The sequence below is a fragment of the Pseudomonas sp. ANT_H12B genome (assembly GCF_008369325.1).
GTDB lineage: Bacteria > Pseudomonadota > Gammaproteobacteria > Pseudomonadales > Pseudomonadaceae > Aquipseudomonas.
In genome coordinates this window covers 48,528-74,050 of the sequence record NZ_VOBI01000019.1, presented here as the reverse complement: position 1 = coordinate 74,050, position 25,523 = coordinate 48,528, and the positions used below count along the sequence as shown (strand labels likewise).

Genomic DNA, 25,523 nt, shown 5'->3' with positions numbered 1-25,523 from the left:
CGGGGCAGGTTGCGGCAATGGGCGCGACGCTTGCGGGCGTTGGTGTTCCGAGTGAAGTCGCTGCGACGGGCATGAAGAACTTTATGCTGTCGCTGACCAAGGGCAGCGCAGCCACCAAGCAGCAGTCGGAGGCGTTCAAGTCGTTGCGCCTGGATGTGAAGCAAGTTTCGAAGGGCATGCAAAAGGATGCGCAGGGTACGATCGAGGACGTGCTGGAGCGTATCGCCAAGGTCGATCCGGCGAAACAGGCCGGATTGCTCACCCAGTTGTTCGGTACCGAGTCGGTCTCGGCCATCGCGCCGCTGTTGACCAACCTGGATCTTTTGAAGTCCAGCTTCACGGCTGTCGGGAAAGAGGGCAAGTTTGCCGGCTCGATGGAAAGTGAATACACCGCGCGGTCGGCCACCACGGCCAACGCCATGCAGTTGCTGACCAACAAGGTCACCCGCCTGGGGGTTGAGGTCGGCGGCGCACTCCTGCCTCCGTTCAATGCTTTTATGGATCAAATAGGGCCGGCCATCACGCAAATGTCTGAACTGGCCAAGGCGCATCCCGGGGTAATCCGGGGCGTGCTCGGCGCCGCGTTTGCCTTTGCTGTGCTGCGGGTCGCAGTGATGGGCGCCATTGTGGTGACCAAAATCATGAGCGCAGTTACGGCCATGTCACCAATCGGGATCATTGTTCGTGGCATTGCGCTTGCCGCTGGCCTGCTCATCGCGAACTGGTCAACAGTGGCGCCTTACTTCCAGGCGATCTGGGAAAAGATCCGGGCCCCGGCAATGGTCCTGTGGGGTTGGTTCAAGCAGGCATTTGCCTACACACCGATTCCAATGATCATGGAAAACTGGGGACCGTTGACTGAGTTGTTCTCTGCGTTGTGGGGGGTGTTGGTCGCCGTCTCTACCCCGGTCATGGAGTTTATGGGGAAGATGTTTGACTGGTCACCCCTTGGAATGATCATCAATAACTGGGAGCCAATCGCCGCATGGTTCAGGGGTCTTTGGGAAAAGCTGAAGCCGATCATCGAGCCGATCATGAAGTACTTCGGCGGCGGGGAGGGCGGTGAAGGGATTATCAAAACCGCGACCAACAAGGCTAGCGCGTTTGCGGAAGAGCAGCGTGTGCGCAATGCGGGACCAGGCGGTGGTGATGGTTCCTTAGTCGAGGCCGGCGCTGTCGAAGGCGCGCAGCGTTATCAGCGGATGATGCGCAACGGCATGGGCGTGCCGAGCACGGAAAAACTGTTGAGCCGGCCTAACCTGGCTGCACAATCTGGTGGACTGGTCCAGCAGGCGGCGGCGGGTCAGGCGCCGAAACTCAATGGTGAGCTCAACATCAATCTCAATGGGGCGCCTCCCGGCACGACGATTGACCCAGCCAAAACCAATCAGCCAGGACTGAGCATCAAGCCCAGTGTTGGCACCCGAACCATCGGCATTATGAGGCCCGGCCAATGACCGTGACGTGGCGAGATAAGTTATTGCCGGCGTCGTTCCGGGGGATCAGTTTCTTGATTCCCCAAGCGTCGGTGCCGGTGGGCATGAAAGGCCAGCTGCATGAGTTCCCGCAGCGGGATACCCCCTTCTTTGAGCAGCTAGGCAAACAATCCCAAGTCCACAAGATGACGGCGTGGGTTATTGGCGACGACTGCTTCGAGCGTCGAGACAAGTTGATCGAGGCGCTGAACACACCGGGCGGCGGGGAGCTGGTCCATCCCTGGCTTGGGAAAATGCAGGTCAAGGTCGGCGAGTGCGAGATGTCGCACGACCGCGTTGGCGGTGGCATGGTCAGCTTTGACCTGACGTTTTACCCGGACGCGCCGTTGAAGACGCCTGCGGCAAGGGTCAACACCCAGGCTCAGGTGGTGAAGTCATCTGAAAGCCTATTGACCTCATCGCTCAATCGCTACAAGACGACCATGGCAACGGTGAACAAAGCCCGACTAGGTCTGCTGCAGATGCGCAACAGCCTGTCGAGCGTGTTCTCCGTGATTCGGCAGCAGTTCGCGCCATTCTTGAGCGTCTTCACCGACGTCACCGGTTTCGCGCAGTCGCTGATGAATTCGCCGGGCACGCTCTCGTCGCTCTTCTCCAGCTACTTCTCCAGTTTTTCTGGCTTCGACTTCTTCGGTTCCAGTTCCAGTTCCAGTTCCAGCGATGGCTCCGGCTCGGGATATCGGGGGGCAGTGGCCGAAGCCTCGCAGCAGACTGAGTCGGTCAGTAGCATCAACACCGTCAGCCCTCTCGGCGGTACCGATACAGTGACCGCATCGCAGGCGACGGCGGACCTGGTGCAGGATTCAGTTCTGGTCCAGATCGGTTTGATTGTCAGTGAAATGCCTGTGGCCACGCAGCCTGAGTCAATTGAATCGATGCCGTCGGTTGAACACCAGGCGATCCAGCCTATTGTTCGGCCGGATGTGCCGGTTGCTGACGATGTGATTGAACTGCGCGACAACCTCAATGAGGCGATCCACGAAGCGTCGCTCAAGGCAGACCCCGAGCATTACCTGGTGCTCAACAGTTTTCGTCAGTCCGTGGTGAAACACCTGACAGCCGTGGCTCAGTCTGGGGTGCGGTTGGTTGATATCACGCCGCCTGAAACGCTGTCGGCGCTGGTGCTGGCCTATCGTCGCTTCGGCGATGCAACTCGTTCCCCCGAAGTCGTTCAGCGCAATCGAATTCGGCATCCGGGCTTTGTGCCGGCGGTGCCAATTAAAATCGCACAGAGGTAGCCATGCCTGATGATCAAAATGCAGTCAGCCTCACGGTTGATGGCCTGGATTACTTCGGCTGGAAATCGGTAGAGATCACCGCAGGGCTTGAGGATCAGGCCCGGTCTTTCAATTTATCGCTGACATGGAAGTGGCCGGGACAGATTCAAAACGTCCCGATCAGGCAGGGCGACAAGTGCCAGGTTCGGATCGGTGATGACCTGGTGTTGACCGCTTGGGTGTTTGCCACACCGGTCAGTTACGACGACAAGCAGATCACGAAGTCAGTCAGCGGCCGATCACTGACGGCGGACCTGGTGGACTGTGCGGCGGTTAACAAGCCAGGCCAGTGGAACAATCAGTCGGTGCTGTCCATCGTCAAGGCGCTGGCTTCGCCCTATGGCATCAAGGTAAACAGCGAGATCCCCGAGGGCGGCAAGCTTTCCGACCACACCATCGAGCCCGGCGAAACAGCTTTCGCATCGATTGATCGTCTGCTGACATTGTTTCGAGTGTTCTCCACCGACGACGCCCGCGGTGCGGCGGTGCTTGCCAGCCCTGGCAGCGGTGGCCGCACCTTCGACGCAATCGAGGTGGGCAAAAACGTAAAGACCGGGGATGCGTCGCTGGATTTTTCTGGCGTGTTTTCTGAATACCAGGTGCTGGGACAGAAGAGCGGGACGGACACTGAGTACGGTGCTGATGCGGCGGAGGTGTCTGCCACGTTGACTGACGATCGCACGACCCGCAAACGCGTACTGATCATTCAGGAGTCCGGCCAGGTAACCAACGAACTGGCGCAGGCACGGGCGGGCTGGGAGAGCAGCAGCCGGATGGGCAAAGCCCTTACCGTGTCTTACACGGTGCAGGGCTGGCGGCAAACCAACGGCCAGCTTTGGCGGCACAACATGATCGCCCGAGTGGTCGATCCCATCATTGGCATGGATCGAGACATGTTGATCTCGCGCATCACCTACACCCTGAGCGAGCAGGGCATGCTGACCAAGTTGGAGGTGGGGCCGCCTGAGGGTTTCGAGCCTGAGCCGAAGGATCCGCACGGCAAAAGGAAACTCAAGAAGGGCGGTAAGGGCGACAACTTCGAATATCTCATTCCCGCTGACTACGAGCCGAAAAAATGAGCCTGAAAAGCATGATGGCCCGCGGCACCGTGGTGCTGGCTGCCGCCGGGAAAATGATGCAGACGCTGCAAGTGCGCCTGACTGCCGGCGAACTGAAGGATGGCGCCGAGCATTTCGAACCTTACGGCTATACCAGCAATCCGTTGGCAGGCGCTGAGGTGCTGACTATGTTCCTCGGCGGCGACCGGTCCCACGCGGTGGTGCTGGTGGCCGCTGATCGCCGGTACCGGATCAAGGAGTTGAAGCCGGGTGAAGTGGCTATCTACACCGATGAGGGTGACAGGATCCACTTCAAGCGCGGCCGGATCATCGATATCGAAACCGGGACGCTGAACATCAAGGCGACCAACTCAGTGAACTTCGACACCCCGACTATCACCCAGACCGGGCAGATCGTGTCCCAAGGGGATCAGGTGGCTGGTGGCGTCAGCCAGATCACGCACCTGCACGACGGAGTCGAAATGGGCGACGACCAGAGTGGCCCACCTGTTTCGGAGGCTTGATGATTATCTCAAACAGTCTTGAGGCCAGCCTGATCAGGGCGGTCACGATCAGTCTCTATACCTGGCGTCGAGCGGAAACAGATGACCCTATCGACGACGAAGAGCGATACGGCTGGTGGGGTGACAGCTACCCATCTATCGCTGATGACCGTATCGGCTCCCGTCTTTACCTGCTGCGGCGGGTAAAGCTGACGCCGCAAACCCAGCGCGATGCTGAGGTATATGCCCGCGAGGCCCTGCAATGGCTGCTGGATGATGGCGAGGTTATCGCCATTGATATCGTCAGCGAGAAGGTGGATATCAATCGCCTGAACCTGATGCCGACGCTGACGATCGCCAGCGGCGCGCGGATTGAAATCAAACAACCCTCTTCATGGCAGGTGATCTATGCCGTTTGACACGCCTTCATTACCTGTCCTGATTAGCCGCACTCAAAGCGACTTGGCCAGCGACTCGCTGCGTCGGTCTGATGCGCAGGTGCTGGCCCGAACGATGGGCGGCACGGCCTATGGTCTGTATGGGTACCTCGACTGGATCGCTGAGCAAATCCTGCCCGACCGGGCGGATGAGGAAACTCTGGAGCGAGTAGCGTTGCTGCGCCTTAACCAGCCCCGCAATCCAGCGCAGCCAGCAGAAGGGCCGGTCAGTTTCACAGCCGCAGCGGGCGCTGTGCTTGACGTGGATGTGGTGTTGCAGGCCGGTGATGGACGCACCTACAAGGTGACGACCGGCGTCACTACGGTGGCTGGACTCAATACCACCACGATAGAGGCGGTCGACGCAGGTGTTCTCGGCAACGCTGATGCGGGGCTAACCTTGACGCTGGTCCAGCCGGTGGCAGGTGTCACCAATGCCTTCACCGTACTCGCTCCGGGGTTGACGGCCGGCATTGCGGCGGAAAGCGTTGAGTCGTTGCGGGCCAGGGTGGTGCGTTCTTATCGAGTGATCCCACATGGTGGCTCTGCCGCCGACTATGAGACCTGGGCGCTTGAGGTGCCAGGGATCACACGGGCCTGGTGCCGTCGCAATTACATGGGTCCCGGCACCGTCGGTTTGTTTGTGATGCGCGATGGTGATGTGGAGCCTGTGCCGAACCCCACGCAGCTCGCCGAGGTGAAAGGCTATATCGAGCCGCTGCGGCCGGTGACGGCCGAGCTGTTTGTTTTGCCGCCGGTCGAGTTGCCGGTGCTGTACAGCATTCACCCGGTGCCGGACACCACTGCGGTGCGAGCTGCCATTCAGACGCAGCTGATTGATTTGCACCAGCGTGAAGCTGGACTGGGCGAGACCCTGTTGTTGACCCATATCGCTGAAGCAATCAGCAGCTCATCAGGCGAAACCGATCACGATCTGATTGCGCCGGTGGCGGATGTTGTTCCGGCCACCAATCAACTGCTGACGTTCGGGGGTATCACATGGCTGTGATCAGAACGGCCGAAGAGTATCGGCTGCAACTCCAGGGGCTTTTGCCGTCTGGACCGGCATGGGATCCGGAACTTGTTCCAGAGGTGGCTCGGGTGCTGGGTGGGGTGGCTGTGGAGTTTTCGCGCATCGATGCCCGCGCCGTGGATCTGTTGAACGAGATGGACCCGGCAGGCGTGAGCGAGTTGGTGCCCGACTGGGAGTCGATCATGGGGCTACCGGACGATTGTCTCGGGCCGAACCCGGCTTTTGAAGATCGCCGCCTAGCGGTGCGCCGTCGACTGGTTGAAGTGGGAGGACAGAGCCGAGCCTACTTTATCGAGATAGCCGTCAGCCAGGGCTACCCGAACTCCACCATCACCGAGCACCGAGCGCCACGAATGGGGCGCTCTCGTTTTGGCTCTGCGCATTTTGGTACCTGGCACGCACAGTTCATGTGGACGCTCAACACCGGTGGCCGGCAACGACAGGGCCGGCGCTTCGGCGTCAGCTATTGGGGGGAGCGCTTTGGTGCAAACCCGGGGAACGCGCTCGAATGCCTGATCCGCCGACCAGCACCTGCGCACACCGTTGTGCACATCAATTATGACTGAGGGGTAAAAACGTGGATTTTCCAATTAGTGTGCCCAGTATCGGGCTGGTAGGTGGCAAGTTTGCAGATGAAGATCCACTGGCTGGAACGCCGGGGTCGTTGATTCCATCGGCGTGGGGTAATGCGGTAACCGAAGAAATTCTGAATGTGATCATTGGTGGCGGCCTGGCTCCCAACGAAGCCAGCAATGCCCAGCTGGTTCTCGCAATTAAGAACCTCATTCAAGGCGCTCAACACCAGATACTGAATGACACCGGTGTTGCCGGAGCCTATGCGGCAGCTAACCCAACACCGCTAACAGCCTTGCCTGCAACGGGATTTATTCAACGCGTAAAAATCGCGACCGCCAACCCGGGGGCGTCTACTTACTCGCCCGATGGTCTTGCTCCAAAGCCAGTTTACGGGCTCGGGCTTCAGGGGCTTCAGGGCGGAGAGCTGCCAGTCGGCGTCGCTGTTCTGATGTACCTCGTTCAGGCTGGCGTCAATGGCGGGAACGGTGCATGGATCATCGTGGAGTCCTTGGGCGGCGCGCAACAAATTGCAACCGGAACAAAAAGCCTTCACGCCCCAAACCTTGCCCAGTTTCCCGCCACACTGGCTACTGCGGGTGAGCTGAAGATCCCGTGCGTCGTAGCCGGAGTTCTCCGAACATTCATCCTCAAGTGGGGTCAGGCGAGCGGGGCTAGTACCTACTCGATCACGTTTCCTAGTGCATTTCCAACGGCGTGCCTTTGGGCAGGTGGATTTTCGAATGGGGGTGGCGGTTCGGCGGCGGCCTTTTGCGAAGTTGGAATTTTTTCAGCTTCTACCTTGCCGCTCTACACGCTGCAGTCAGGCGGCGTTGGGTCAAGCCAGGCGCAACTGCGCGCCGTTCTCTGGGTGGCAATTGGATGGTAAACGGTGAAAATATGACTACTTACTACTATTCGGCTGCAACTAGTGGCTTCTATAACTCTGACGACCATTCCGAGCTTCCAGGGGATGTCGTTGAAATCGGGAAGGAATTGCTTGATCAGCTCGTGCTGGGCAACTCGACTGGGCTGATTATTGTGCCAGACGGGAAAGGACTTCCAATTTGCGTCAGTCGTGAATCGTTAATGTCTGATGACGATCTGGCAGGCACAATCAGACAGCGTCGTGACTCACTTCTAGCGGAGTCCGACTGGGTTTCACTTCGCGCCAATGAAACAGGAAAGGCGGTGCCGGCGACGTGGCTTGCTTATCGTACGGCGCTCCGAGATTTACCATCGCAAGCAGGCTGGCCACGGAACATTGAGTGGCCAACCGCTCCCAGTACTTAATTAAGTGCTGACGGGTTAATGATCTCAGTCAGATGAATTTCGTGTGCCAGTTTTTGGTTTTCTTTCTCGCTCATGTTCCTTCGAATGTGATCGGTGTCACGATAGAAGAACACGCCATCGATGGATGTAGTGCACCCTTTGTCACCGCATAGGTAGTCTCCCGGTATTAGGACGTCAACTCTAGGGTTATCACTTTTTAGTGAGCGAAGGGTGCTCATCGTCTGACTTTGCCGATACTCAAATTCACTTCTAGGGATATATCTAACTCTATCAGTGCAATCCCTTCTGATCAGAGAGCTTTCGTTAGAAAGTGCGCATGCTATAGGGTCAGATGTCATGTTTGGGAAATCGCCTATAAGAACAATTCTCCGGCCTTCTTTGTCAATTTCTTCTGTAAGAGTTGAAAGCGCTTCTTTTAGAAGAGGTTGGCCGTGTGTGTTTGTTTCCGCATTGAAGACAGGTTTGGTCAAAGCCTTGGCAACTAATGATGATCCCTCTTCAGGGGTGAAGAGTCGCATAGGGTAGCCGGACCACGCAGAGGCGAGGATCACCAAGTTTAAATCAGGTATTGAATGTATCAGCGCTATAGCCTTTTCGCGTCGGTCTCGGCAGTAGTTATTGAGCGTCGGGTCTAGGGGGAAATATCCTTGAACGGATTCTGAGCCGAGGAATGGAGAGCAACCGCGATATAGGACGATGGAGACACCAGCCTTTTTTGCGACTCCGTCAAGTAGCGGGAGGAAGTGTTCTGCGTGACTGTCGCCCCAGATTACTCCGTGAGATTTCGCCGTACTCCAATCAGCACCAACTGCGCAGAGCCCTTGAGCCGGGCCATTAATTATGGGTTGCGGACATGTGTATTCCCACATCTTGTCCTTGCTCGTTAGCGCCATGGCCTCGTTTGAAATTCTTGCGGGGAAGCCGTCCAGCTTGTTGACCGAGAATCCTGCAACTCCTACGACCAAGGCGGCAATGAGGCCGTACCCAATTGTCGCTGAGTGTCTACCGCTAAGCTTGCGAAATGGCTGCTCAATGAACGCCCACGACATCCAGGCGGCGGCAAGCGAGAAGCATGCTATTCCCAGCATTTCACCAGTCCCAAGCTCGCGGGTGCCGGTGTATGTCTGCCAGAAAACGATGATTGGCCAATGCCATAGATACAGGGAATAAGAGATAAGGCCTATTTTCGGCAAGGGCTGAAGTCGCAACAGCCTGTTTGCAAATGACATGGCGCCTGACTGAAACAATACGAGCGCGGCACCAGTAGCTGGGATCAAGGCTTTGAAGCCTGGGAATGGCTCCTTTTCGTTGAACATAAACACACCATAAAAAATCATGGCGAGCCCTGCGATTGGTACTGCTTCTAGTGCCCAGCGTGGCAAGGATTCTTTGGCGCTGGACGGTAGGAAGGCTAGCAACGCACCTATTCCTAGCTCCCACACTCGATACTGAGGCAAAAAGAACGCTGCCTTTGGATCGGTTTGAATTACGTAAATGCTCCAAGCGAAGGAGCCGATCATGACAAGGGCGGTCCCAGTTACCGGTATTGAAACTCGCTTTCGTGACAAAGCAAAAAGAGTCAAAAGAAGTAGTGGCAGTCCAAAATAGAACTGTTCTTCTACAGCAAGCGACCAAGTGTGAAGAAGCGGCATTGTTTTGGCTGCCGCATCGAAATACCCGGTATTATTGAAGAAGAAAAAATTACTTATTGATGCAACTGAATATGCCGAACTAATGCCTAGCTTCTGGTACTCGCCCGGAAGAAGAACAAAATACCCAAAGACAATCGTGCACCCGATCATTGCAAGTAAAGCTGGAAATATTCTTCTGATGCGTCTGTCGTAAAACGACATGATCGAAAATGAGCCGGCTTCAATTTCTTTTTTGATAATTGACGTGATCAAAAATCCGGATATCACAAAGAAAATGTCAACGCCGACAAAGCCACCGGGAAATAAATTTGCGCCAAGATGAAAAAGAAGAACAGCAGTTACAGAAATAGCTCGGAGTCCATCGATCTCAGGTCTGTACTTCATCAGTAGTTTTCTATAGCGCAAGGTGGGCGGAGGAGGATATCTCTTCATAGCTGTTCGGTCGAGCCGAACTGCGTGCACTTTGTCACAACACCATTACCCGCCACCGAGCGGGTATTTTTTTGCCTGGAGAAAAATATGACCGTTACGGAGAAAGACCGAGACATCCTTGCCCGAACCCTGTGGGGCGAGGCGCGCGGCGAAAGCCTGGCGGGACAGATTGCCGTGGCTTGGACTATCCGCAACCGCGTGAACGACGGCAAGGCCAAGTCATGGTGGGGGGAAGGTTACGCTGGCGTGTGCCAGAAACCGTACCAGTTCAGCTGCTGGAACAAGAACGATCCGAACTTCACTTACCTGAGTGGCGTGAAGCCGATCCCGTTTCGCGAGTTTGCTCAAGCGCAGATTGCCGCTGACCAGGTGCTGGCCGGTAAAGTGCCAGATCCCACCGGCGGCGCTACCCACTATTACGCGATCGCCATGAAGACTGCTCCGGCATGGGCGACGAAATCCAAGCAGACGCTGAAGCTCGGTGGGCACGTATTCTTCAAGGACGTGCCCTGAAGTCGTGTCGCCTGTCAGCGAGACGTTGAACGCAGGTTGAGTGATTGCGATACTGTTTATTTGTCCAGTGTCGAGCAAGCCATGTACTTCCTTATTACGCGCATGAGAGAGAAAGGTGTCGCCCGGGAGTGGAAGGCGATCCGGCAAACGGTCGGCATTCGCGGTGACATCAACATCAGAAATCAGCTGTGCGAGCAGCTCAACCGAACAAGCGATATCGCCGAGATCCGCCCGGCAAGCATGCCGCTCGATCCCGTGCTGCTTCCTCCGCTGCTGGATGCTCGGCTGTCAGGGATGGCGACCAACGCTTTCACGCTGAGCGGCCTGGAAGAAGTCGACGGCTGCCTGTATGCGCAGTCGTGGTGGTGCAGGGAGGTGTGATGATTCGGCAGGACGCCGTGAGAGGGTGAAACGCTGTCTAAAACTACCTCGTGCTTACTCGGTTTCATTGGTCCGAAACGCGCTTATGTCGGCGTAGGGTTTTAGACAATCGTCAATGCATACCTTTGAAATACAAGACCTGTAGGCCAGTCCCGATGATACTGCTGCATCATCGGCGTGTGGGAGGACAGATCGGAGAGTGCTTTATTCATCGGATAATCAGGCAAATTCGTTGAAAGGTGTAGGGCAAAGGAGGGGCATCGGCCCGGCTTTTCCGCGATGGGCGCAAGGTTAACATGGGCGGTCCGCCCGACGCAGGCATGAAAGCCGCGTAATCCATTTCTGCTGTCTATGCACGACATATGCGCTACTTATGCAAATTGGCATTTGTCTTGCGCAAAAGGATCAAACACTATGCGCGTTATGCAAAAACGCAATGTGTCTACCGTCTTAAGAGCGCTGCTCGATCAGCACAGGATCTCCCCCACGGAGCTTCACCGTCGCACCGGCGTGCCTCAATCCACTCTCTCGCGGATCCTCACGTCTTCTGGTGGGGCATGTACGCCCGTTAACCCTGTCGCTTACAGATAAAACCCGCCAACGAGCGGTTTTTTTTCGCCTGCATAGCCTTTGTTCGTGGGGCGATCGTGCGTCAGTGCATTTGTTGCGCACAAATGAATGCATTTATGCATTAACTGTACATGCATTTATGCATATTCTTTGTCTCGAGCAGCTCAACAAAGCAGCTCGAAACGAAGTTCTTTAGTCCCACCAACAAAGGCAGCGATGAACCGGCTCCGCGCAACTCCTCAAACCTTCTGGGCGTGTGTGATGGCGATATTGCTCCGGCCATCACCACCAGATGGCTAGCAATATGCTGGCAGGCAAACTTGAAGCTCGCCTCGCTGGGCGCTCTCTTGTGTGCGACAGCCGCCTGCCAGGCCTACGTCAGAGCCGTCGTTCGCTAACATTTTGATCGATCCTGTGTCTTGCAAGCGAAATCCGCTCGTGTACGGTAGTGCTCATTCCGCTCGCTCAGGAGATGACCGTGAAAGAAATCACTCAACTGGCTGCTGAACTTGGCAGGCGCTTGCAGGTTCTCAATGCCCACGTCACCGCGGCCGAGTCTTGTACCGGTGGTGGGATCTCGGAGGCGATCACTCGCATTCCGGGGAGTTCGGCGTGGTTTGAGGCCGGTTATGTGACGTACTCCAACCGGCAGAAAACCGAGCAGTTGAACGTTTCTCCCGAATTGTTCCCTACGGTCGGCGCCGTTAGTCGCGAGGTGGTCGAGGCGATGGTTCGTGGCGCGCAGGAAAAAAGCCGGGCGCATTTTGCCGTGGCGGTCAGCGGCGTGGCGGGGCCGGACGGAGGTTCACCGAGCAAACCGGTGGGTACGGTTTGGTTGGCGTGGGGGGTTGGCGAACAGCTGTTCAGCGAGGTGCAGCACTTCCCCGGTAACCGCGACGAAGTCCGCCGACAAACGGTTAAGGCCGCGCTAGAGGGGCTGCTTCGGCATGCCGCTGGAGAAATCTCAAATCAGGGGTAGGCGATCCTGAAACGCTGTGGAATAATACTGGCTACTTATACAGGTGTTGGCCGTCAGGCCTTATTGATTACGTGAGGACTTTAATGGACGACAACAAGAAGAAAGCCTTGGCTGCGGCCCTGGGTCAGATCGAACGTCAATTCGGCAAGGGTGCCGTAATGCGTATGGGCGATCAGGACCGTCAGGCGATCCCGGCTATTTCCACTGGCTCTCTGGGTCTGGACATCGCGCTCGGCATTGGCGGTCTGCCAAAAGGCCGTATCGTTGAAATCTACGGTCCTGAATCGTCTGGTAAAACCACGCTGACACTGTCGGTGATCGCCCAGGCTCAAAAAGCTGGCGCGACCTGCGCATTCGTCGACGCCGAACACGCCCTCGACCCTGAATACGCCGGCAAATTGGGCGTCAATGTCGACGACCTGCTGGTTTCCCAGCCGGACACCGGTGAGCAAGCCCTGGAAATCACCGACATGCTGGTGCGTTCCAACGCGGTTGACGTGATCATCGTCGACTCCGTGGCGGCTCTGGTTCCAAAGGCTGAAATCGAAGGCGAAATGGGTGACATGCACGTGGGCCTGCAAGCCCGTCTGATGTCCCAGGCGCTGCGTAAAATCACCGGTAACATCAAGAACGCCAACTGCCTGGTTATCTTCATCAACCAGATCCGTATGAAAATCGGCGTGATGTTCGGCAGCCCGGAAACCACCACCGGTGGTAACGCGCTGAAGTTCTATGCCTCGGTTCGTCTGGACATCCGCCGTACTGGCGCGGTGAAAGAAGGTGATGAAGTCGTCGGTAGCGAAACACGCGTCAAAGTCGTGAAGAACAAAGTGGCTTCGCCGTTCCGTCAGGCCGAGTTCCAGATTCTTTACGGCAAGGGCATCTACCTCAACGGTGAGATGATCGACCTGGGTGTTCTGCATGGTTTCGTTGAGAAGTCTGGCGCCTGGTACGCCTACAACGGCACCAAGATCGGTCAGGGCAAGGCCAACTCGGCCAAGTACCTGGCGGATAACCCGGACATCGCTGCGACCCTTGAGAAGCAACTGCGCGACAAGTTGCTGACTCCAGCGCCGGATGTCAAAGCATCGCCAGTCAAAGAGACTGCTGATGCCCTGGCTGACGCTGATATCTGATTGATCCGATGACCGCCGTACTCGATACACTCGTCGCGGTGCGGCGAACCGCAATGGACCTGCTCGCGCGACGCGAGCACGGTCGAGTCGAGCTGACGCGTAAACTGCGTCAGCGCGGCGGCCTCCCTGAAATGATCGATACAGCACTCGACCGCTTGACGGAAGAGGGTCTGCTGTCCGAATCCCGTTACCTCGAAAGCTTCGTTTCCTACCGCGCCCGGTCCGGTTATGGCCCTTTGCGTATCCGCGAAGAGTTGAGCCAGCGTGGCCTGCAGCGTGCCGATGTCGAACTGGCTTTACGCGAGAGCGGTATCAACTGGCATGAGCAACTGGAAGACACCTGGCGGCGAAAATTTTCCGGGCATTTACCGATAGACGCCCGGGAGCGCGCCAAGCAAGGCCGGTTCCTGAGTTATCGGGGGTATTCGATGGAAATGATCAGCCGCCTGTTTAGTGGCCGAGGGATGGATGATTAACTGAAACGGCTCGCTCGATAGCGGGCCGTTTTTTTGCATTAAATAACCTTGGAGGGTTCCCGCGTGCGCTGTTGCGCCTGGGGTTTGGACTGCGCCCAGTTTTCCGGCAGGTTGATGTAGTCCACCAATTCCCGCAAACGTCCGTGATCACGGGCGTTGAAGGTAAAGGCCAGTCGCGCCAGATGGCTGAACTGCGGCTCGTCGTGCTCTTCGCCGCTGTAGGCATGCTGATGGAAATGATCGCTTAAACACAGGTCGGCGAATGCCTCCTGCATGTATTCGAGTGCCTGGTCGCTGAGTTTGTGATTCATGCGAATCACGAACTGATGCTTGAGCCAGCGACTGGAATGGAAATTACTGTAGAACTGGTTGATCTGCTCTACCGCTTCTTCAGCGCTATAGACCAGGCTCACGAGTTTCATGTCGGTGGGCAGGATGTAGCGATTTTCCTCCAGTTGATGGTGGATGAAATCCAGTGCGCCTTGCCAGAACCTGCCGCCCGGAGCGTCCAGCAGCACCACCGGTACCAGCGGGCTTTTGCCGGTCTGGATCAGCGTCAGCACTTCCAGCGCTTCATCCAGGGTGCCGAAACCGCCAGGGCACAGGACCAGCGCATCAGCTTCTTTGACGAAGAACAGTTTGCGGGTAAAGAAGAAGTGGAAGGGCAACAGATTGGTTGTGCCGTTAACGGTGGGATTGGCATGTTGCTCGAAGGGCAGGGTGATATTGAATCCCAGGCTGTGTGCCAGGCCAGCACCTTCGTGCGCCGCTGCCATGATGCCGCCACCGGCACCGGTGATGACCATCAGGTCGGAGCGCGCGAGCGCGGCGCCGAGTTCTCGGGCCAGACCATACAGCGGGTGTTCTATCGGTGTTCTGGCTGAACCGAAAACGGTGACTTTGCGCCGCCCCTTGAACTGCTCCAGCACACGGAAGGCGTGCTCCAGTTCACGCAGGGCTTGCAGGGTAATCTTTGCATTCCAGCGATTGTGGTCTTCCTGGGCCATGCGCAGCACGGTCAGGATCATGTCGCGGTAAATCGGGATGTTCGGGCTGTTGGGTGAAACCAGGTTGAGTTGCTCTTCGACCTTGCTGGTGAGGTCGTGGCCGCTTTCTTCAAAATGACGGCTTAGGAGGTCATTCGGTTGGTAAGGCATTCAACTTCTCCTTCTGCACAGAACCTTCGGCCCCGACAAAGCTGTCGTCGGTGCCACGACACCTCGTGTGTCGCTGTCTGCCCAAGCCCGTGCCTGGGCGCTTTACTTGACCCGGGTTGCAATCGAGTCATCCATACAGGCTCTGTTTTTCCCTTGGATGAAAGAAACGTTCGCACAACAAGACGCGCAACGGGCAGCCCCTTTTCCTGCCTCGAAAATTGAACGGGAACACTATGAATCTAGACCCTCGCAGAGATTTGCGCTGACTTGATCATTGCGCCGCAAACTCTTTCCTGGCAACCGCTTAATGATGATTTGCAAGGTGATTTCACCGCTCGTCTGAACGCCAGCCGAGTGTGCGCCACTCTGATTTACTAAGTTACAGGCGTGACACGACAACTTTGCGTCAAAGGCAGGACGCACGTACAAGCGGTTAAGGATTTTATCGCTCTTCAAGCAGGGGCGAAGTGCAGGGAGGCGGTAGCAATGACCAGAGTCATTCTGGAGCTGGAGATCGATACGCAACTGTATCGATTACTCAAGTCATCAGCCGAGACCAATCATTTGAGTCTTGAAGAGGAGTGTTGCCGGCGTTTGGAGGGGGCCGATCGACGCTCACGTTATTTGCAGGCGCTGTTGGCAGAACTGCGCGCCGAGGATGAACAACGGCGCGCCAACTCCCGGTAATTATTTCTTCTTGGTCGGGGCAGCTTTCGGGCAGTCTGATTCCTGATAGCTGGCGGAGCCGACCGAGCGGTTGGTCTTCACCTCAGTGAAGTCGTAACGCATGACGGCGCCCTTGGCCATCAGTTTGCGGAACGATGGGTTGTTGCATACAGAGGCGCCAAGCTGGAAATACACGGCTTTGGGGTCGGCACGCATCTTGTTGGCGTGGCTGCTTTGTACGCTTAGATGGTTGATCAGCGTGTTGCCTTCGACGGTGTAGCCCTGATCAAGAATGTCTTCGTTGATCGCCCGTGGAGTACCAGCACTGCTTTGTGTGGCGACGTTTCGTAGCTCTCTGTTGAGATTCTGCTCACTCAAGGAAGCAGCCTGAGCGCTGAAGGACGACGCCAGCAAAATGGCAGCGGTGGGAACGATAAGGCGCAGCATGAAACTCTCCTGGTTCAGTGACTGGTGGTTCGACCAGCCACATGACTGTGCGTTCAGTGGCGGCGAATTATAGGGGACGAGGTCTGGACGGTACAGGCTTGCACCGAACGCTCTGATAAACTGCCGGCACTTTTTGCCCTGTCGAGTGCTTTTCGTGTCGATTTTCTTTCCCCGCAGGTCTTGCCCGCGATGACCCATTCAACCACGCCCTTTGCGTTGAACGCCGTAGCCCGCTTGCGTGATGAACGAGAAGAGGAGGGCATCAAGCCGATTCAGGCCCGTGGCTGGAGGGCGCCGCGCTGCCGGGCCTGCCGTGTGATCGAGAGTCACTGCCTGTGCGCCTGGCGTCCGCAGGTTCAGACCCGCTCCGGCGTTTGCCTGATCATGACCAACAAGGAAGTGTTCAAACCGAGCAACACTGGCTGGCTGATCGCCGATGTGGTGCGTGATAACCATGCGTTCATCTGGTCGCGCACTGAAGTCGACGAGCAATTGCTGGCACTGTTGGCCGACCCGCAATGGCAGCCCTACCTGGTTTTTCCGGGGGAGTACGTCGAACCCGAGCGTGTCACCAACAGCGTCGACGCCGATAGTTCGAAGCGTCCGCTGTTCATTCTGCTGGATGCTACCTGGACAGAAGCCCGGAAGATTTTCCGCAAAAGCCCCTATTTTGATCGGCTTCCGATCCTGAGCCTGCTCCCCGAGAAACTCTCTCGGTACCGATTGCGCCGGTCTACCCGCAGCGAGCACCTGTGCACGGCCGAAGTGGCAGCGTTGTGTCTGGATCTGGCGGGCGATGTTGAGGCCGCATCGGCACTGGACGCTTATTTCGACGTGTTCAGCCAGCATTACCTCGATGCCAAGCATCAGCTTGAAATGAACGTTTCAACCCCGGCACACGCGGAGCTGATGCCTTTCGTGCAGAACGCGACCCCTGTCATGTGCTGATTGTCGCCCATACTGCAAAGAACTGTACTGACCATGCACCTTGACCACCCCGGTTTCGCTGGGCATGCTTGGCGCCGATTAGGGCGCGGCCAAAGTTTGACACGCCGAATTCTTTGCGTGAAAGCCACGTGATTGGCGTTGAACGTGCCCTGTTGGTGCAGCTCCGTGGCTGTACCTCGAGTTGTTAGAAAAACAGGATCATTTGAAAAATGACCACATACGAAATCCTGATTGCCGATGATCACCCTCTTTTTCGTAGTGCCCTGCATCAAGCGTTGACCCTGGGCCTTGGCCCGGATGTCCGTCTGGTGGAAGTGGCGAGCATTGCCGAACTCGAAACCCGACTGGACGAGAAGAACGACTGGGATCTGGTATTGCTGGACCTGAACATGCCGGGAGCCTACGGTTTCTCAGGATTGGTGCTGCTGCGTGGTCAGTACCCGCAAATTCCGGTGGTCATGGTGTCGGCCCAGGAAGAGGCTTCGATCATGGTGAAGTCCCGTGAATTCGGCGCCAGCGGCTTTATTCCCAAGTCCAGCGACCTGAGCGTCATTCAGAAAGCCGTACGTGCGGTACTCGACGGCGACGTCTTCTGGCCTCCTCAGGCGTTCGAAGCCGTCAGCGTTTCCGCTGAAGCCAAGGCCGCCAGCGAAGGCCTTGCGAGTCTGACGCCACAGCAATTTCGTGTGTTGACCATGGTCTGTGAAGGGCTGTTGAATAAGCAGATTGCCTACGAGTTGAGCGTGTCCGAAGCGACGATCAAGGCTCACGTCACGGCGATTTTCCGCAAGCTGAATGTGCGAACCCGGACTCAGGCAGCGCTGCTTCTGCAACAACTTGAGTCAATTTCTAGCCACTAAGGGTTGGCGCCTTCACGCTTTTTTGACTTTGGTTGATCTAGCTTTCCCACTCCTTTTTGGTCAGTTGCCTACTCTATGTCACCTTTCAAAGGCCAAACCGGCTTAAAACGCATCCTCAACGCCTCCGGCTATTCGCTGGACGGCCTGCGCGCAGCTTTCACCGGCGAAGCGGCTTTTCGGCAATTGGTGTTGCTCAACGTTATCCTGATCCCGCTGTCGTTCTTCCTGAACGTCAGCCGTGTCGAGCAGGCGCTGCTGATTGCAGTGTGTCTGCTGGCATTGATCGTCGAGTTGCTCAATTCGGCGGTGGAAGCGGCCATCGACCGCATTTCCCTTGAATTGCACCCGCTGTCCAAGAACGCCAAAGACATGGGCAGCGCCGCGCAGCTGGTGGCGTTGACCATGATCGCGCTGGTGTGGGCGGTGATCCTGCTTTAAGCGATGGTGGGCAGAACGATCTCGTCGCTGCGCTGAACCCCGGCGGTGAACGCGCGGCACAGGTCGAGGAATTCGCGCATTGCCGACGTCTGATATTTCTGTTTATGCCAGATGAAATAGAACTGCCGCGCCAGGTCCAGATCCGGAGTCTCCACCGGTACCAGACTGCCACGGCGGAAAGCGTCGCGTAGCGCCAGTCTCGAAATGCAGCCAATCCCCAAACCTGACTCCACCGCGCGCTTGATCGCTTCGGTGTGTTCCAGTTCCAGGCGGATGTTCAGCGCGCTGCGATGATGACGCATGGCCTGGTCAAAGGTCAGCCGCGTGCCCGAACCTTGTTCCCGCAGAATCCAGGCCTCGTGGGTCAGTTCTTCCATGGTCGCCGTGCCGCGTTTGGCCAGTGGATGCTGGGGGGCGCAAAACACCACCAGCTCATCCTCGACCCAGCTCTGCACTTCGATGTCCGGGTGGCTGCAATCGCCTTCGATTAGACCCAGATCAATTTCATAGTGGGCGACTTGTTGCACAATGTTGGCAGTGTTCTGCACGTGCAGCTTCACCTGGCTTTCAGGATGGCGCTGCATGAAGCTACCGATCAACAACGTCGCCAGATAATTGCCGATGGTCAGGGTCGCGCCGACCGCCAGAGAACCGAAACCGGTCTTGCCGTTGAGCAGGTCTTCGATTTCCTTGGACTGGTCAAGCAACGCCACCGCTTGTGGCAACAACTGTTTGCCGAGGGCGTTGAGGCTCAGCCGTTTGCCGGCGCGGTCGAACAGCTGACAGCTGGACTGACGCTCTAGCTCGGTGATTGAGGTGCTCGCTGCCGATTGTGAGAGGTTGAGCAGACCCGCAGCACGGGATACGCTTTCCTGCTGGGCGACGGCGACGAATACTTGAAGTTGACGGAGAGTAAATCGCATATCTATATAACCGATAACCCTTATCTTAATAATCCAGTTAACAGATATTGTGGCTGCCATTAGAATGCGATGCAATTGCGCACGGCTGGTTCTATTTTCGTAGAGCAGGCGCAGACCAAATCTCCAGGAGTCCCACGTACATGAGCAACATGAACCACGAGCGTGTCCTCAGTGTTCATCACTGGAACGACACTCTGTTCAGCTTCAAGTGCACCCGTGATCCGGGCCTGCGCTTCGAGAACGGTCAGTTCGTGATGATCGGCCTGCAACAGCCCAGCGGCCGGCCGCTTATGCGCGCTTACTCGATTGCCAGCCCGAACTGGGAAGAGCATCTCGAGTTTTTCAGCATCAAGGTGCCTGATGGTCCACTGACTTCCCAACTGCAGCATTTGAAGGAAGGCGACGAGATCATCATCAGCAAGAAGCCTACCGGCACGCTGGTGCTGGATGACCTCAAGCCTGGTAAACATTTGTACCTGCTCAGCACCGGTACCGGCCTGGCGCCATTCATGAGCGTCATTCAGGACCCGGAAACCTACGAGCGTTTCGAAAAAGTGATCCTGTGCCACGGCGTGCGTTACGTCAACGAAGTCGCTTACCGCGAGTTCATTACCGAGCACCTGCCGCAGAACGAGTTCTTCGGCGACGCCCTGCGTGACAAGCTGATCTACTACCCGACCGTGACCCGCGAGCCGTTCGAGAACGAAGGTCGCCTGACCGACCTGATGCGCAGCGGCAAGCTGTTCAGCGACATCGGTCTGCCACCGATCAACCCGCAGGACGACCGCGCCATGCTGTGCGGCAGCCCGAGCATGCTCGACGAGACCAGCGAAGTATTGAACAGCTTCGGCCTGAAAGTTTCGCCGCGGATGCGCGAGCCGGGTGATTACCTGATCGAGCGTGCGTTCGTCGAGAAGTAAGCAGTTGTTTGGGTGACGCAGAGCGTCACTGGATGCATTCCCACGCGGAGCGTGGGAACGATCAGCCCGCGTTGCCTGAGAAGGCAGCGCGGGCTTTTTCGTTTTCGGCGTTCAAGCATTCACGGGGATAACTTCGAGGACGCGAATTACCCCGGCTTCGGGGTAATGCCAACGCACGTCCAGATCCCAGAACTGCGCACCGTATTCCCGTTCCGGTGCAGGATTCTGATACGCCGGACGTGGGTCTTGTGCCAGGCATTGCTCGATCAGTTCAACCAACGGCTCCTCAAGACGCTGAGCATGGGCATGAGCCTGTTGCAGCGCTGTATCCGTCCACTGCACGGGAATCAATTGTGGCGCGGCGCTGGCGATGCTGTTGGACGCTGTGTCGATGATGTCGGCATAGGGAACGTAGGGTTTGATGTCGAGAATCGGCGTCCCGTCGAGCAGGTCTATGCCCGATATCCACAGCCGATTGGCTTCGACCTTGTCCAGTTTCACCACTGACTGGCCGATGCCATTGGGCCGATGGGTCGCGCGGGTGGCGAACACGCCCATGGATTTGTTGCCGCCGAGGCGAGGCGGGCGAACTTTCAGCCGTGGCTTTTCTTCCAAAGCCTGATGGAACAGGAACAGCAGCCAGACATGGCTGACCTGCTCCAGCCCCTGCACCGCATCACCCTGATCGAACGGCGCCACCAGCTCCAGCACGCCGCGAGCGGCCGGAGCCAGTTGCGGTTGTCGCGGGATGGCGAATTTCTCCTTGAAGCAGGAGCGCACGAAGCCGATGGGGGAAACGCTGTAGGTCATGGTCTTGGTCGAAGCGGGATGAGGGCGGGCATGATAACCCGATCGACCGGAAGACCGGTGGCGCCTGACAATCCGCCATCGCGAGCAGGCTCGCTCCCACATTTGATTTGTGGCGGGCACAAATGTCGTGGTCACAGCAGACCCCTGTGGGAGCGAGCCTGCTCGCGATGGCCGCACCGCCAATCTCAGAGACTAAACCCACCATCCAGTGGAATGATGTTCCCGGTCATGTAAGCCCCGGCCTTGCTCGCCAGACTGATCGCCAGCGCCGCCATCTCTTCCTCCCGGCCCCAGCGTTTCATCGGAATCAGCGCCGTGTCGTCGGCCAGCGCCTGCTCATCATTGCCGATGTGCTGTGTCATCTTGCTCGGGAAGCGCCCCGGTGCAATGACGTTGACGTTGATGTGCTGGCTCACCAGTTCCCGCGCCAGAATCCGCGACAATTGATGCAGGGCGGCCTTGCTCGGCCCGTAGGCATAAGCCTGTTCGCCAAAGGAGGAAATGCCCGCCACCGAGCCGATGTTGATGATCCGCGCCGGATTGGCGTCGGAACCAGCCTTGCGCAACAGCGGCAAAAATTGCTGGATGCAGTTGAACACCGACGTCACGTTGAGCTGCATGACCTTCTCCCAGCCTTTGACCGGGTAACTCTCCAGCGGCGCGCCCCACGTGGTGCCGGCGTTATTCACCAGAATATCCAGATGAGTGATCTGCTCACCCAGGCGCGTGGCCAGTTGCTGCACCCCTTCTTCATGGGCCAGGTTGGCGGCCACGCCGTGGCAAACCCCGAAGGCGCTCAGCTCATTGGCGGTTTGCTGACAGGCTTCGGCATCCCGGGCGCAGACGTACACGGTGGCGCCGGCCTCGACATAGGCCTTGGCGATCATTTTGCCGATACCGCGAGTGCCGCCGGTCACCAGAGCGGTGCGGCCTTGCAGGGAAAAGTAGGAGTGCATGGCGAGTCCTGAGGGCTGAGGGTCAATACACCCTAGTCGTCAGCCGCCGGAAGCGGAGCCACTATTTTTGCGAGGAATGAGGGTCTATACGGCCAGGCCTTGAGCTGCATGTTGCAGCTTCAAGGCCGGCGCGCACTTATTGCGGGCGTACGCGCAGGGTCAGGCCCTTGAGGAAGTTGCGCAGCAACTGATCGCCGCACGCACGGTAGTTGGTGTGGCCGAACTTGCGGAACAGCGCGCTCAGCTCAGGCTTGGACACCGGGAACTCGGAGGCCTTGAGGATCGCGTGCATGTCGTCTTCCTTCAGTTCGAAGGCCACACGCAGTTTCTTCAGGATTATGTTGTTGGTCACCGGGGTTTCTATCGGCTGCGGCGGACGGCTTTCGTCCTTGCCGCGCTTGAAGATCACCAGGCCATCGAGGAAGTGCGCCATGACTTCGTCCGGGCAACGTACGAAGCCTTCCTCGTCTTCCTCTTTCTTGTCGAGGTACGTCAACAGGTCTTCCAGGCTGACGTCCATGCCGCCGAGCTTGATGATCTCGATGACTTTCTTGTCGCTGATGTCGAGCATGTAGCGCACGCTGCGCAGTACGTCGTTATGAATCATGGTGTGCAATCCTGGTATTCAGCAGTGGGCGCCGCATAAGCAGCGGCGCCGAAATGTGTGGCGGCGTGAAAAGTTCTTAAAACTTCTCTTTGCCGGACAGGTAGCGCCATTGCCCCAACGGCACTTTGCCGATGGACACGCCACCGATGCGGATGCGACGGATGGCGACAACCTTCAGGCCGACGGCCTGGCAGAACAGGGCGATCACGCCCGGTTGTGGGTTCTTCATCGCAAAACGCAGGCGGTTTTCGTTCTGCCAGCTGGCTTTGACCGGTGGCAGTTCCTTGCCCTTGTAGGTCAGACCGTGGTTCAGGCGGTTGAGGCCGTGAGCCACCATGTCGCCTTCGACCTCGACCACATACTCTTGCTCGATCTTGGCGGAGTCGGCAGTGAGTTTGCGCAGGATCTTCCAGTCCTGGGTGAACACCAAAAGACCGCTGGCGTTGGCCTGCAGGTCGGTGCTGGCGGTCAGGCGCAGGAAGTGGCCCTTGAGCGGACGTTTGCTGAAGCGGTGTTCTTCGCTCAGGGTCTCGGCGCTGATGGTCGCCATGGCGGTGTCCGCATCCATGCCCACCGGAACGTTGAACAGGATGGTCACCGGCTCCGGCGCGGTGGCTGTGGCTTGCGGATCGAGCTCGACTTTTTGGCTGTCGACCTTGAACTGCGGCTCGTCGATGACCTCACCGTCCACGGTGACCCAGCCGCCCTCGATGAACAGCTCAGCCTCCCGACGGGAACAGCCGACGAGTTCGATGAGGCGTTTGGAGAGACGAATCGGGTCAGTCATGACAGGGCCGTAACAAAAAAGGGGTGTGCATTGTACCTGCCTGGCGCCGGTTAATCGCGGGTCCATTTGCGCCAGGCGGCTTTTTGTGGGAGCTGGCTTGCCTGCGATGGCATCACCCCGGTACAAATGACACACCGCGTCGTCTGCATCGCAGGCAAGCCAGCTCCCACATTGTTCCGCGTTGTGTCAGCCATGTTGTGAATGCTGCTGGTTTTGGCGCAAGCGCATATGCAGCAGCGGATAAGGTTGGCCCATGCCGTCATGCTCGGAGCGACCGATCACCTCAAAGCCCTGTTTGAAGTAAAACCCCAGCGCTTGCGGGTTCTGTTCGTTGACGTCCAGTTCATTGGCATTCAGGTGTTCCATGGCATAGCGCAGCAACTGCTTGCCCAACCCCTGGCCGCGATGAGCCGGGTCGATGAAGAGCATTTCGATCTTGCCCGCCGCGACCCCGGCGAACCCGGTGATGCGCTGGCGCGGGTCTTTGGTGCAGATCAGCATCACCGCATCGAGGTAGCGCGTCAGCACCAGGTTCTTCAACAGTTCGATGTAGCTGTCCGGCAGAAAGTCATGGGTGGCGCGCACGGAGGCTTCCCAGACCTGAGTCAGTTCTTCGTAGTCGCTCTGTTTCGGCGTGAGGATGACCGAATGTTGGCGCATGGCCGGCTGCCCCTTTTCCTGTGAATGTCGAGAATCCTTTCCTCACAAAACGATAGACGTAAAAAAGCCCCGCATCTCGTCAAGAGAGCAGGGCTTTTCGTATTTTTTGCGTTTAGATCTGTTCAGCCCACAGGTCGTATTCGTCGGCGTCGGTCACTTTGCACCAGACTTTATCGCCTGGCTTGAGGTTGCTGCCGTTGTCGATGAATACGTTGCCGTCGATTTCCGGGGCATCGAAGAAGCAGCGGCCGACCGCGCCTTGCTCGTCGACTTCATCGACGAGCACTTCGATTTCACGGCCGACGCGCATTTGCAGGCGTGCCGAACTGATGGCTTGCTGGTGCGCCATGAAACGGTCCCAGCGGTCCTGCTTGACGTCATCCGGCACGATGGCTGCGTCCAGCAGGTTGGCTGGTGCGCCTTCGACTGGCGAGTACTGGAAGCAGCCAACGCGGTCCAGTTGGGCTTCAGTCAGCCAGTTCAGCAGGTACTGGAAGTCTTCTTCGGTTTCGCCGGGGAAGCCGACGATGAAGGTCGAGCGGATGATCAGGTCCGGGCAGATTTCGCGCCAGTTCTTGATGCGCGCCAGAGTCTTGTCTTCGAAGGCCGGGCGTTTCATGGCTTTCAGGACTTTCGGGCTGGCGTGCTGGAACGGGATGTCCAGGTACGGCAAGATTTTCCCGGCGGCCATCAGTGGAATCAGCTCATCGACGTGCGGGTACGGGTAAACGTAGTGCAGGCGAACCCAGACGCCGAGGGTGCTCAGGGCTTCGCAGAGTTCGGTCATGCGGGTTTTCACCGGCGCGCCGTTCCAGAAACCGGTGCGGTATTTCACGTCGACGCCGTAGGCGCTGGTGTCTTGCGAGATCACCAACAGCTCTTTGACGCCGGCCTTGACCAGGCGCTGGGCTTCGTCGAGCACGTCACCGACCGGGCGGCTGACCAGTTTGCCACGCATCGACGGGATGATGCAGAAGCTGCAGCTGTGGTTGCAGCCTTCGGAAATCTTCAGGTAGGCGTAGTGGCGCGGGGTCAGCTTGATGCCTTGCGGCGGCACCAGGTCGATCAGCGGGTTGTGATCCTGGCGCGGGGGCACGGCGTCGTGCACGGCGTTGACCACTTGCTCGTACTGCTGCGGACCGGTCACGGCCAGCACGCTCGGGTGAACTTTGCGAATGTTGCCTTCTTCGACGCCCATGCAGCCGGTCACGATGACCTTGCCGTTTTCCTTGATGGCTTCGCCGATCACTTCCAGAGACTCAGCCTTGGCCGAGTCGATGAAGCCGCAGGTGTTGACCACCACGACGTCAGCGTCCTGATACGTGGACACAACGTCATAGCCTTCCATGCGCAGCTGGGTAAGGATGCGCTCGGAGTCGACCAGTGCTTTGGGGCAACCCAGGGATACGAAGCCAACCTTTGGATTGGCCGGCGCAGGAGTGGTGGACATGTCTAACCTCGGTATTTGTGACGCCTCCAGCCGAGATCGGCAAGGCGACTGACGGGCGCTTTACTGCGCCTCTGATCAAAAAGTG

Annotated in this window: 29 protein-coding genes and 2 pseudogenes; 20 read left to right on the top strand and 11 right to left on the bottom strand. The window is 57.5% G+C overall.

Annotated features, from left to right (window positions below; genetic code table 11):
* The first annotated feature begins 17 nt into the window (after positions 1-17).
* From FQ185_RS24480 to FQ185_RS24440, 9 genes are read left to right on the top strand one after another with little or no spacing between them, the layout of a single operon-like run.
* The gene (locus FQ185_RS24480) at positions 18-1,457 is read left to right on the top strand and encodes a phage tail tape measure protein (protein WP_256730489.1); all 1,440 of its coding nucleotides are present in this window, start codon (positions 18-20) and stop codon (positions 1,455-1,457) included.
* Positions 1,454-2,734, top strand: a complete 1,281-nt coding sequence (locus tag FQ185_RS24475) for a DNA circularization protein (RefSeq protein ID WP_149419671.1) — start codon at positions 1,454-1,456, stop codon at positions 2,732-2,734. The genes FQ185_RS24480 and FQ185_RS24475 overlap by 4 nt, the downstream gene beginning before the upstream one ends.
* Positions 2,735-2,736: 2 nt before the next feature.
* Complete coding sequence (locus FQ185_RS24470; RefSeq protein WP_149419670.1) at positions 2,737-3,852, top strand: phage baseplate assembly protein; 1,116 nt, start codon at positions 2,737-2,739, stop codon at positions 3,850-3,852.
* Entirely contained in the window at positions 3,849-4,355 is a 507-nt protein-coding gene (locus FQ185_RS24465) for a phage baseplate assembly protein V (RefSeq protein ID WP_149419669.1), read from the top strand. The genes FQ185_RS24470 and FQ185_RS24465 overlap by 4 nt, the downstream gene beginning before the upstream one ends.
* Positions 4,355-4,753 (top strand): phage GP46 family protein, encoded by a 399-nt coding sequence (locus FQ185_RS24460; protein WP_149419668.1) that lies wholly within the window; start codon positions 4,355-4,357, stop codon positions 4,751-4,753. The genes FQ185_RS24465 and FQ185_RS24460 overlap by 1 nt, the downstream gene beginning before the upstream one ends.
* A complete protein-coding gene (locus FQ185_RS24455) occupies positions 4,743-5,780 on the top strand; it encodes a baseplate J/gp47 family protein (protein WP_149419667.1) in 1,038 nt (345 codons plus the stop codon). Before FQ185_RS24460 ends, FQ185_RS24455 begins: the two co-directional genes overlap by 11 nt.
* The gene (locus FQ185_RS24450) at positions 5,771-6,370 is read left to right on the top strand and encodes a YmfQ family protein (RefSeq protein ID WP_149419666.1); all 600 of its coding nucleotides are present in this window, start codon (positions 5,771-5,773) and stop codon (positions 6,368-6,370) included. Before FQ185_RS24455 ends, FQ185_RS24450 begins: the two co-directional genes overlap by 10 nt.
* 11 nt (positions 6,371-6,381) lie before the next feature.
* The gene (locus FQ185_RS24445) at positions 6,382-7,266 is read left to right on the top strand and encodes a hypothetical protein (protein ID WP_149419665.1); all 885 of its coding nucleotides are present in this window, start codon (positions 6,382-6,384) and stop codon (positions 7,264-7,266) included.
* 11 nt (positions 7,267-7,277) lie between these two features.
* Complete coding sequence (locus FQ185_RS24440; RefSeq protein WP_178113590.1) at positions 7,278-7,670, top strand: tail fiber assembly protein; 393 nt, start codon at positions 7,278-7,280, stop codon at positions 7,668-7,670.
* On the opposite strand, the gene FQ185_RS24435 is transcribed toward FQ185_RS24440, so the two are convergent.
* Positions 7,667-9,706: an acyltransferase family protein gene (locus tag FQ185_RS24435; protein WP_178113589.1), complete on the bottom strand. Its 2,040-nt coding sequence runs from the start codon at positions 9,704-9,706 to the stop codon at positions 7,667-7,669. The two genes, FQ185_RS24440 and FQ185_RS24435, sit on opposite strands and share 4 nt — an antisense overlap.
* A 135-nt stretch (positions 9,707-9,841) precedes the next feature.
* On the opposite strand from FQ185_RS24435, the gene FQ185_RS24430 reads away from it, so the two are divergent.
* From FQ185_RS24430 to FQ185_RS24420, 3 genes and pseudogenes are all read left to right on the top strand, one after another.
* On the top strand, positions 9,842-10,267 hold the full coding sequence (locus FQ185_RS24430; protein WP_149419662.1) for a cell wall hydrolase: 426 nt from the start codon (positions 9,842-9,844) through the stop codon (positions 10,265-10,267).
* Between the two features lie 81 nt (positions 10,268-10,348).
* Complete coding sequence (locus FQ185_RS24425) at positions 10,349-10,648, top strand: hypothetical protein (RefSeq protein ID WP_149419661.1); 300 nt, start codon at positions 10,349-10,351, stop codon at positions 10,646-10,648.
* A gap of 414 nt (positions 10,649-11,062) precedes the next feature.
* Positions 11,063-11,191: pseudogene (locus tag FQ185_RS24420) on the top strand (helix-turn-helix domain-containing protein); the annotation flags it as partial.
* Positions 11,192-11,441: 250 nt separating this feature from the next.
* Here FQ185_RS24420 and FQ185_RS24415 read toward each other — a convergent pair.
* A pseudogene (locus tag FQ185_RS24415) lies at positions 11,442-11,591 on the bottom strand (IS4 family transposase); the annotation flags it as partial.
* 105 nt (positions 11,592-11,696) lie between these two features.
* Between FQ185_RS24415 and FQ185_RS24410 the strand changes: the two are divergent.
* From FQ185_RS24410 to recX, 3 genes are all read left to right on the top strand, one after another.
* Positions 11,697-12,197 carry a CinA family protein gene (locus tag FQ185_RS24410; RefSeq protein ID WP_149419660.1) on the top strand — a complete coding sequence of 167 codons (501 nt, stop codon included), beginning with the start codon at positions 11,697-11,699 and terminating at the stop codon, positions 12,195-12,197.
* An 83-nt stretch (positions 12,198-12,280) separates the two neighbouring features.
* Entirely contained in the window at positions 12,281-13,333 is a 1,053-nt protein-coding gene (gene recA, locus FQ185_RS24405) for a recombinase RecA (protein WP_149419659.1), read from the top strand.
* Positions 13,334-13,341: 8 nt separating this feature from the next.
* Positions 13,342-13,809, top strand: coding sequence for a recombination regulator RecX (gene recX / locus FQ185_RS24400; protein WP_149419658.1), 468 nt, complete (start codon positions 13,342-13,344; stop codon positions 13,807-13,809).
* 38 nt (positions 13,810-13,847) lie between these two features.
* Here recX and FQ185_RS24395 read toward each other — a convergent pair whose 3' ends face one another.
* Positions 13,848-14,966 carry a TIGR00730 family Rossman fold protein gene (locus FQ185_RS24395; protein ID WP_149419657.1) on the bottom strand — a complete coding sequence of 373 codons (1,119 nt, stop codon included), beginning with the start codon at positions 14,964-14,966 and terminating at the stop codon, positions 13,848-13,850.
* Positions 14,967-15,452: 486 nt separating this feature from the next.
* On the opposite strand from FQ185_RS24395, the gene FQ185_RS24390 reads away from it, so the two are divergent.
* Positions 15,453-15,653, top strand: a complete 201-nt coding sequence (locus FQ185_RS24390) for a hypothetical protein (protein WP_149419656.1) — start codon at positions 15,453-15,455, stop codon at positions 15,651-15,653.
* On the opposite strand, the gene FQ185_RS24385 is transcribed toward FQ185_RS24390, so the two are convergent.
* Positions 15,654-16,079 (bottom strand): PA3611 family quorum-sensing-regulated virulence factor, encoded by a 426-nt coding sequence (locus FQ185_RS24385; RefSeq protein WP_149419655.1) that lies wholly within the window; start codon positions 16,077-16,079, stop codon positions 15,654-15,656.
* 189 nt (positions 16,080-16,268) lie between these two features.
* Between FQ185_RS24385 and FQ185_RS24380 the strand changes: the two genes are divergently transcribed.
* From FQ185_RS24380 to FQ185_RS24370, 3 genes are all read left to right on the top strand, one after another.
* Positions 16,269-17,027 (top strand): tRNA-uridine aminocarboxypropyltransferase, encoded by a 759-nt coding sequence (locus FQ185_RS24380; protein ID WP_149419654.1) that lies wholly within the window; start codon positions 16,269-16,271, stop codon positions 17,025-17,027.
* A 209-nt stretch (positions 17,028-17,236) separates the two neighbouring features.
* A complete protein-coding gene (gene erdR / locus FQ185_RS24375) occupies positions 17,237-17,887 on the top strand; it encodes a response regulator transcription factor ErdR (RefSeq protein ID WP_149419653.1) in 651 nt (216 codons plus the stop codon).
* Positions 17,888-17,962: 75 nt separating this feature from the next.
* Positions 17,963-18,325 (top strand): diacylglycerol kinase, encoded by a 363-nt coding sequence (locus FQ185_RS24370; RefSeq protein ID WP_008060649.1) that lies wholly within the window; start codon positions 17,963-17,965, stop codon positions 18,323-18,325.
* Here FQ185_RS24370 and FQ185_RS24365 read toward each other — a convergent pair.
* Positions 18,322-19,248: a LysR family transcriptional regulator gene (locus FQ185_RS24365; RefSeq protein WP_149419652.1), complete on the bottom strand. Its 927-nt coding sequence runs from the start codon at positions 19,246-19,248 to the stop codon at positions 18,322-18,324. The genes FQ185_RS24370 and FQ185_RS24365 overlap by 4 nt on opposite strands.
* Before the next feature lie 140 nt (positions 19,249-19,388).
* On the opposite strand from FQ185_RS24365, the gene fpr reads away from it, so the two are divergent.
* Entirely contained in the window at positions 19,389-20,168 is a 780-nt protein-coding gene (gene fpr, locus FQ185_RS24360) for a ferredoxin-NADP reductase (RefSeq protein WP_149419651.1), read from the top strand.
* 111 nt (positions 20,169-20,279) lie between these two features.
* Here the strand turns inward: fpr and tsaA are convergent, their stop codons facing one another.
* From tsaA to rimO, 6 genes are all read right to left on the bottom strand, one after another.
* Positions 20,280-20,978, bottom strand: a complete 699-nt coding sequence (gene tsaA, locus FQ185_RS24355; protein WP_149419650.1) for a tRNA (N6-threonylcarbamoyladenosine(37)-N6)-methyltransferase TrmO — start codon at positions 20,976-20,978, stop codon at positions 20,280-20,282.
* Between the two features lie 185 nt (positions 20,979-21,163).
* The gene (locus FQ185_RS24350) at positions 21,164-21,934 is read right to left on the bottom strand and encodes an SDR family oxidoreductase (RefSeq protein WP_149419649.1); all 771 of its coding nucleotides are present in this window, start codon (positions 21,932-21,934) and stop codon (positions 21,164-21,166) included.
* A gap of 136 nt (positions 21,935-22,070) precedes the next feature.
* The gene (locus tag FQ185_RS24345; protein WP_149419648.1) at positions 22,071-22,541 is read right to left on the bottom strand and encodes a DUF1456 family protein; all 471 of its coding nucleotides are present in this window, start codon (positions 22,539-22,541) and stop codon (positions 22,071-22,073) included.
* A 76-nt stretch (positions 22,542-22,617) separates the two neighbouring features.
* Positions 22,618-23,328 carry an rRNA pseudouridine synthase gene (locus FQ185_RS24340; RefSeq protein WP_149419647.1) on the bottom strand — a complete coding sequence of 237 codons (711 nt, stop codon included), beginning with the start codon at positions 23,326-23,328 and terminating at the stop codon, positions 22,618-22,620.
* A gap of 186 nt (positions 23,329-23,514) precedes the next feature.
* Positions 23,515-23,988: a GNAT family N-acetyltransferase gene (locus FQ185_RS24335; protein WP_149419646.1), complete on the bottom strand. Its 474-nt coding sequence runs from the start codon at positions 23,986-23,988 to the stop codon at positions 23,515-23,517.
* Between the two features lie 112 nt (positions 23,989-24,100).
* On the bottom strand, positions 24,101-25,438 hold the full coding sequence (rimO, locus tag FQ185_RS24330; RefSeq protein ID WP_064676142.1) for a 30S ribosomal protein S12 methylthiotransferase RimO: 1,338 nt from the start codon (positions 25,436-25,438) through the stop codon (positions 24,101-24,103).
* Between the last annotated feature and the right edge of the window lie 85 nt (positions 25,439-25,523).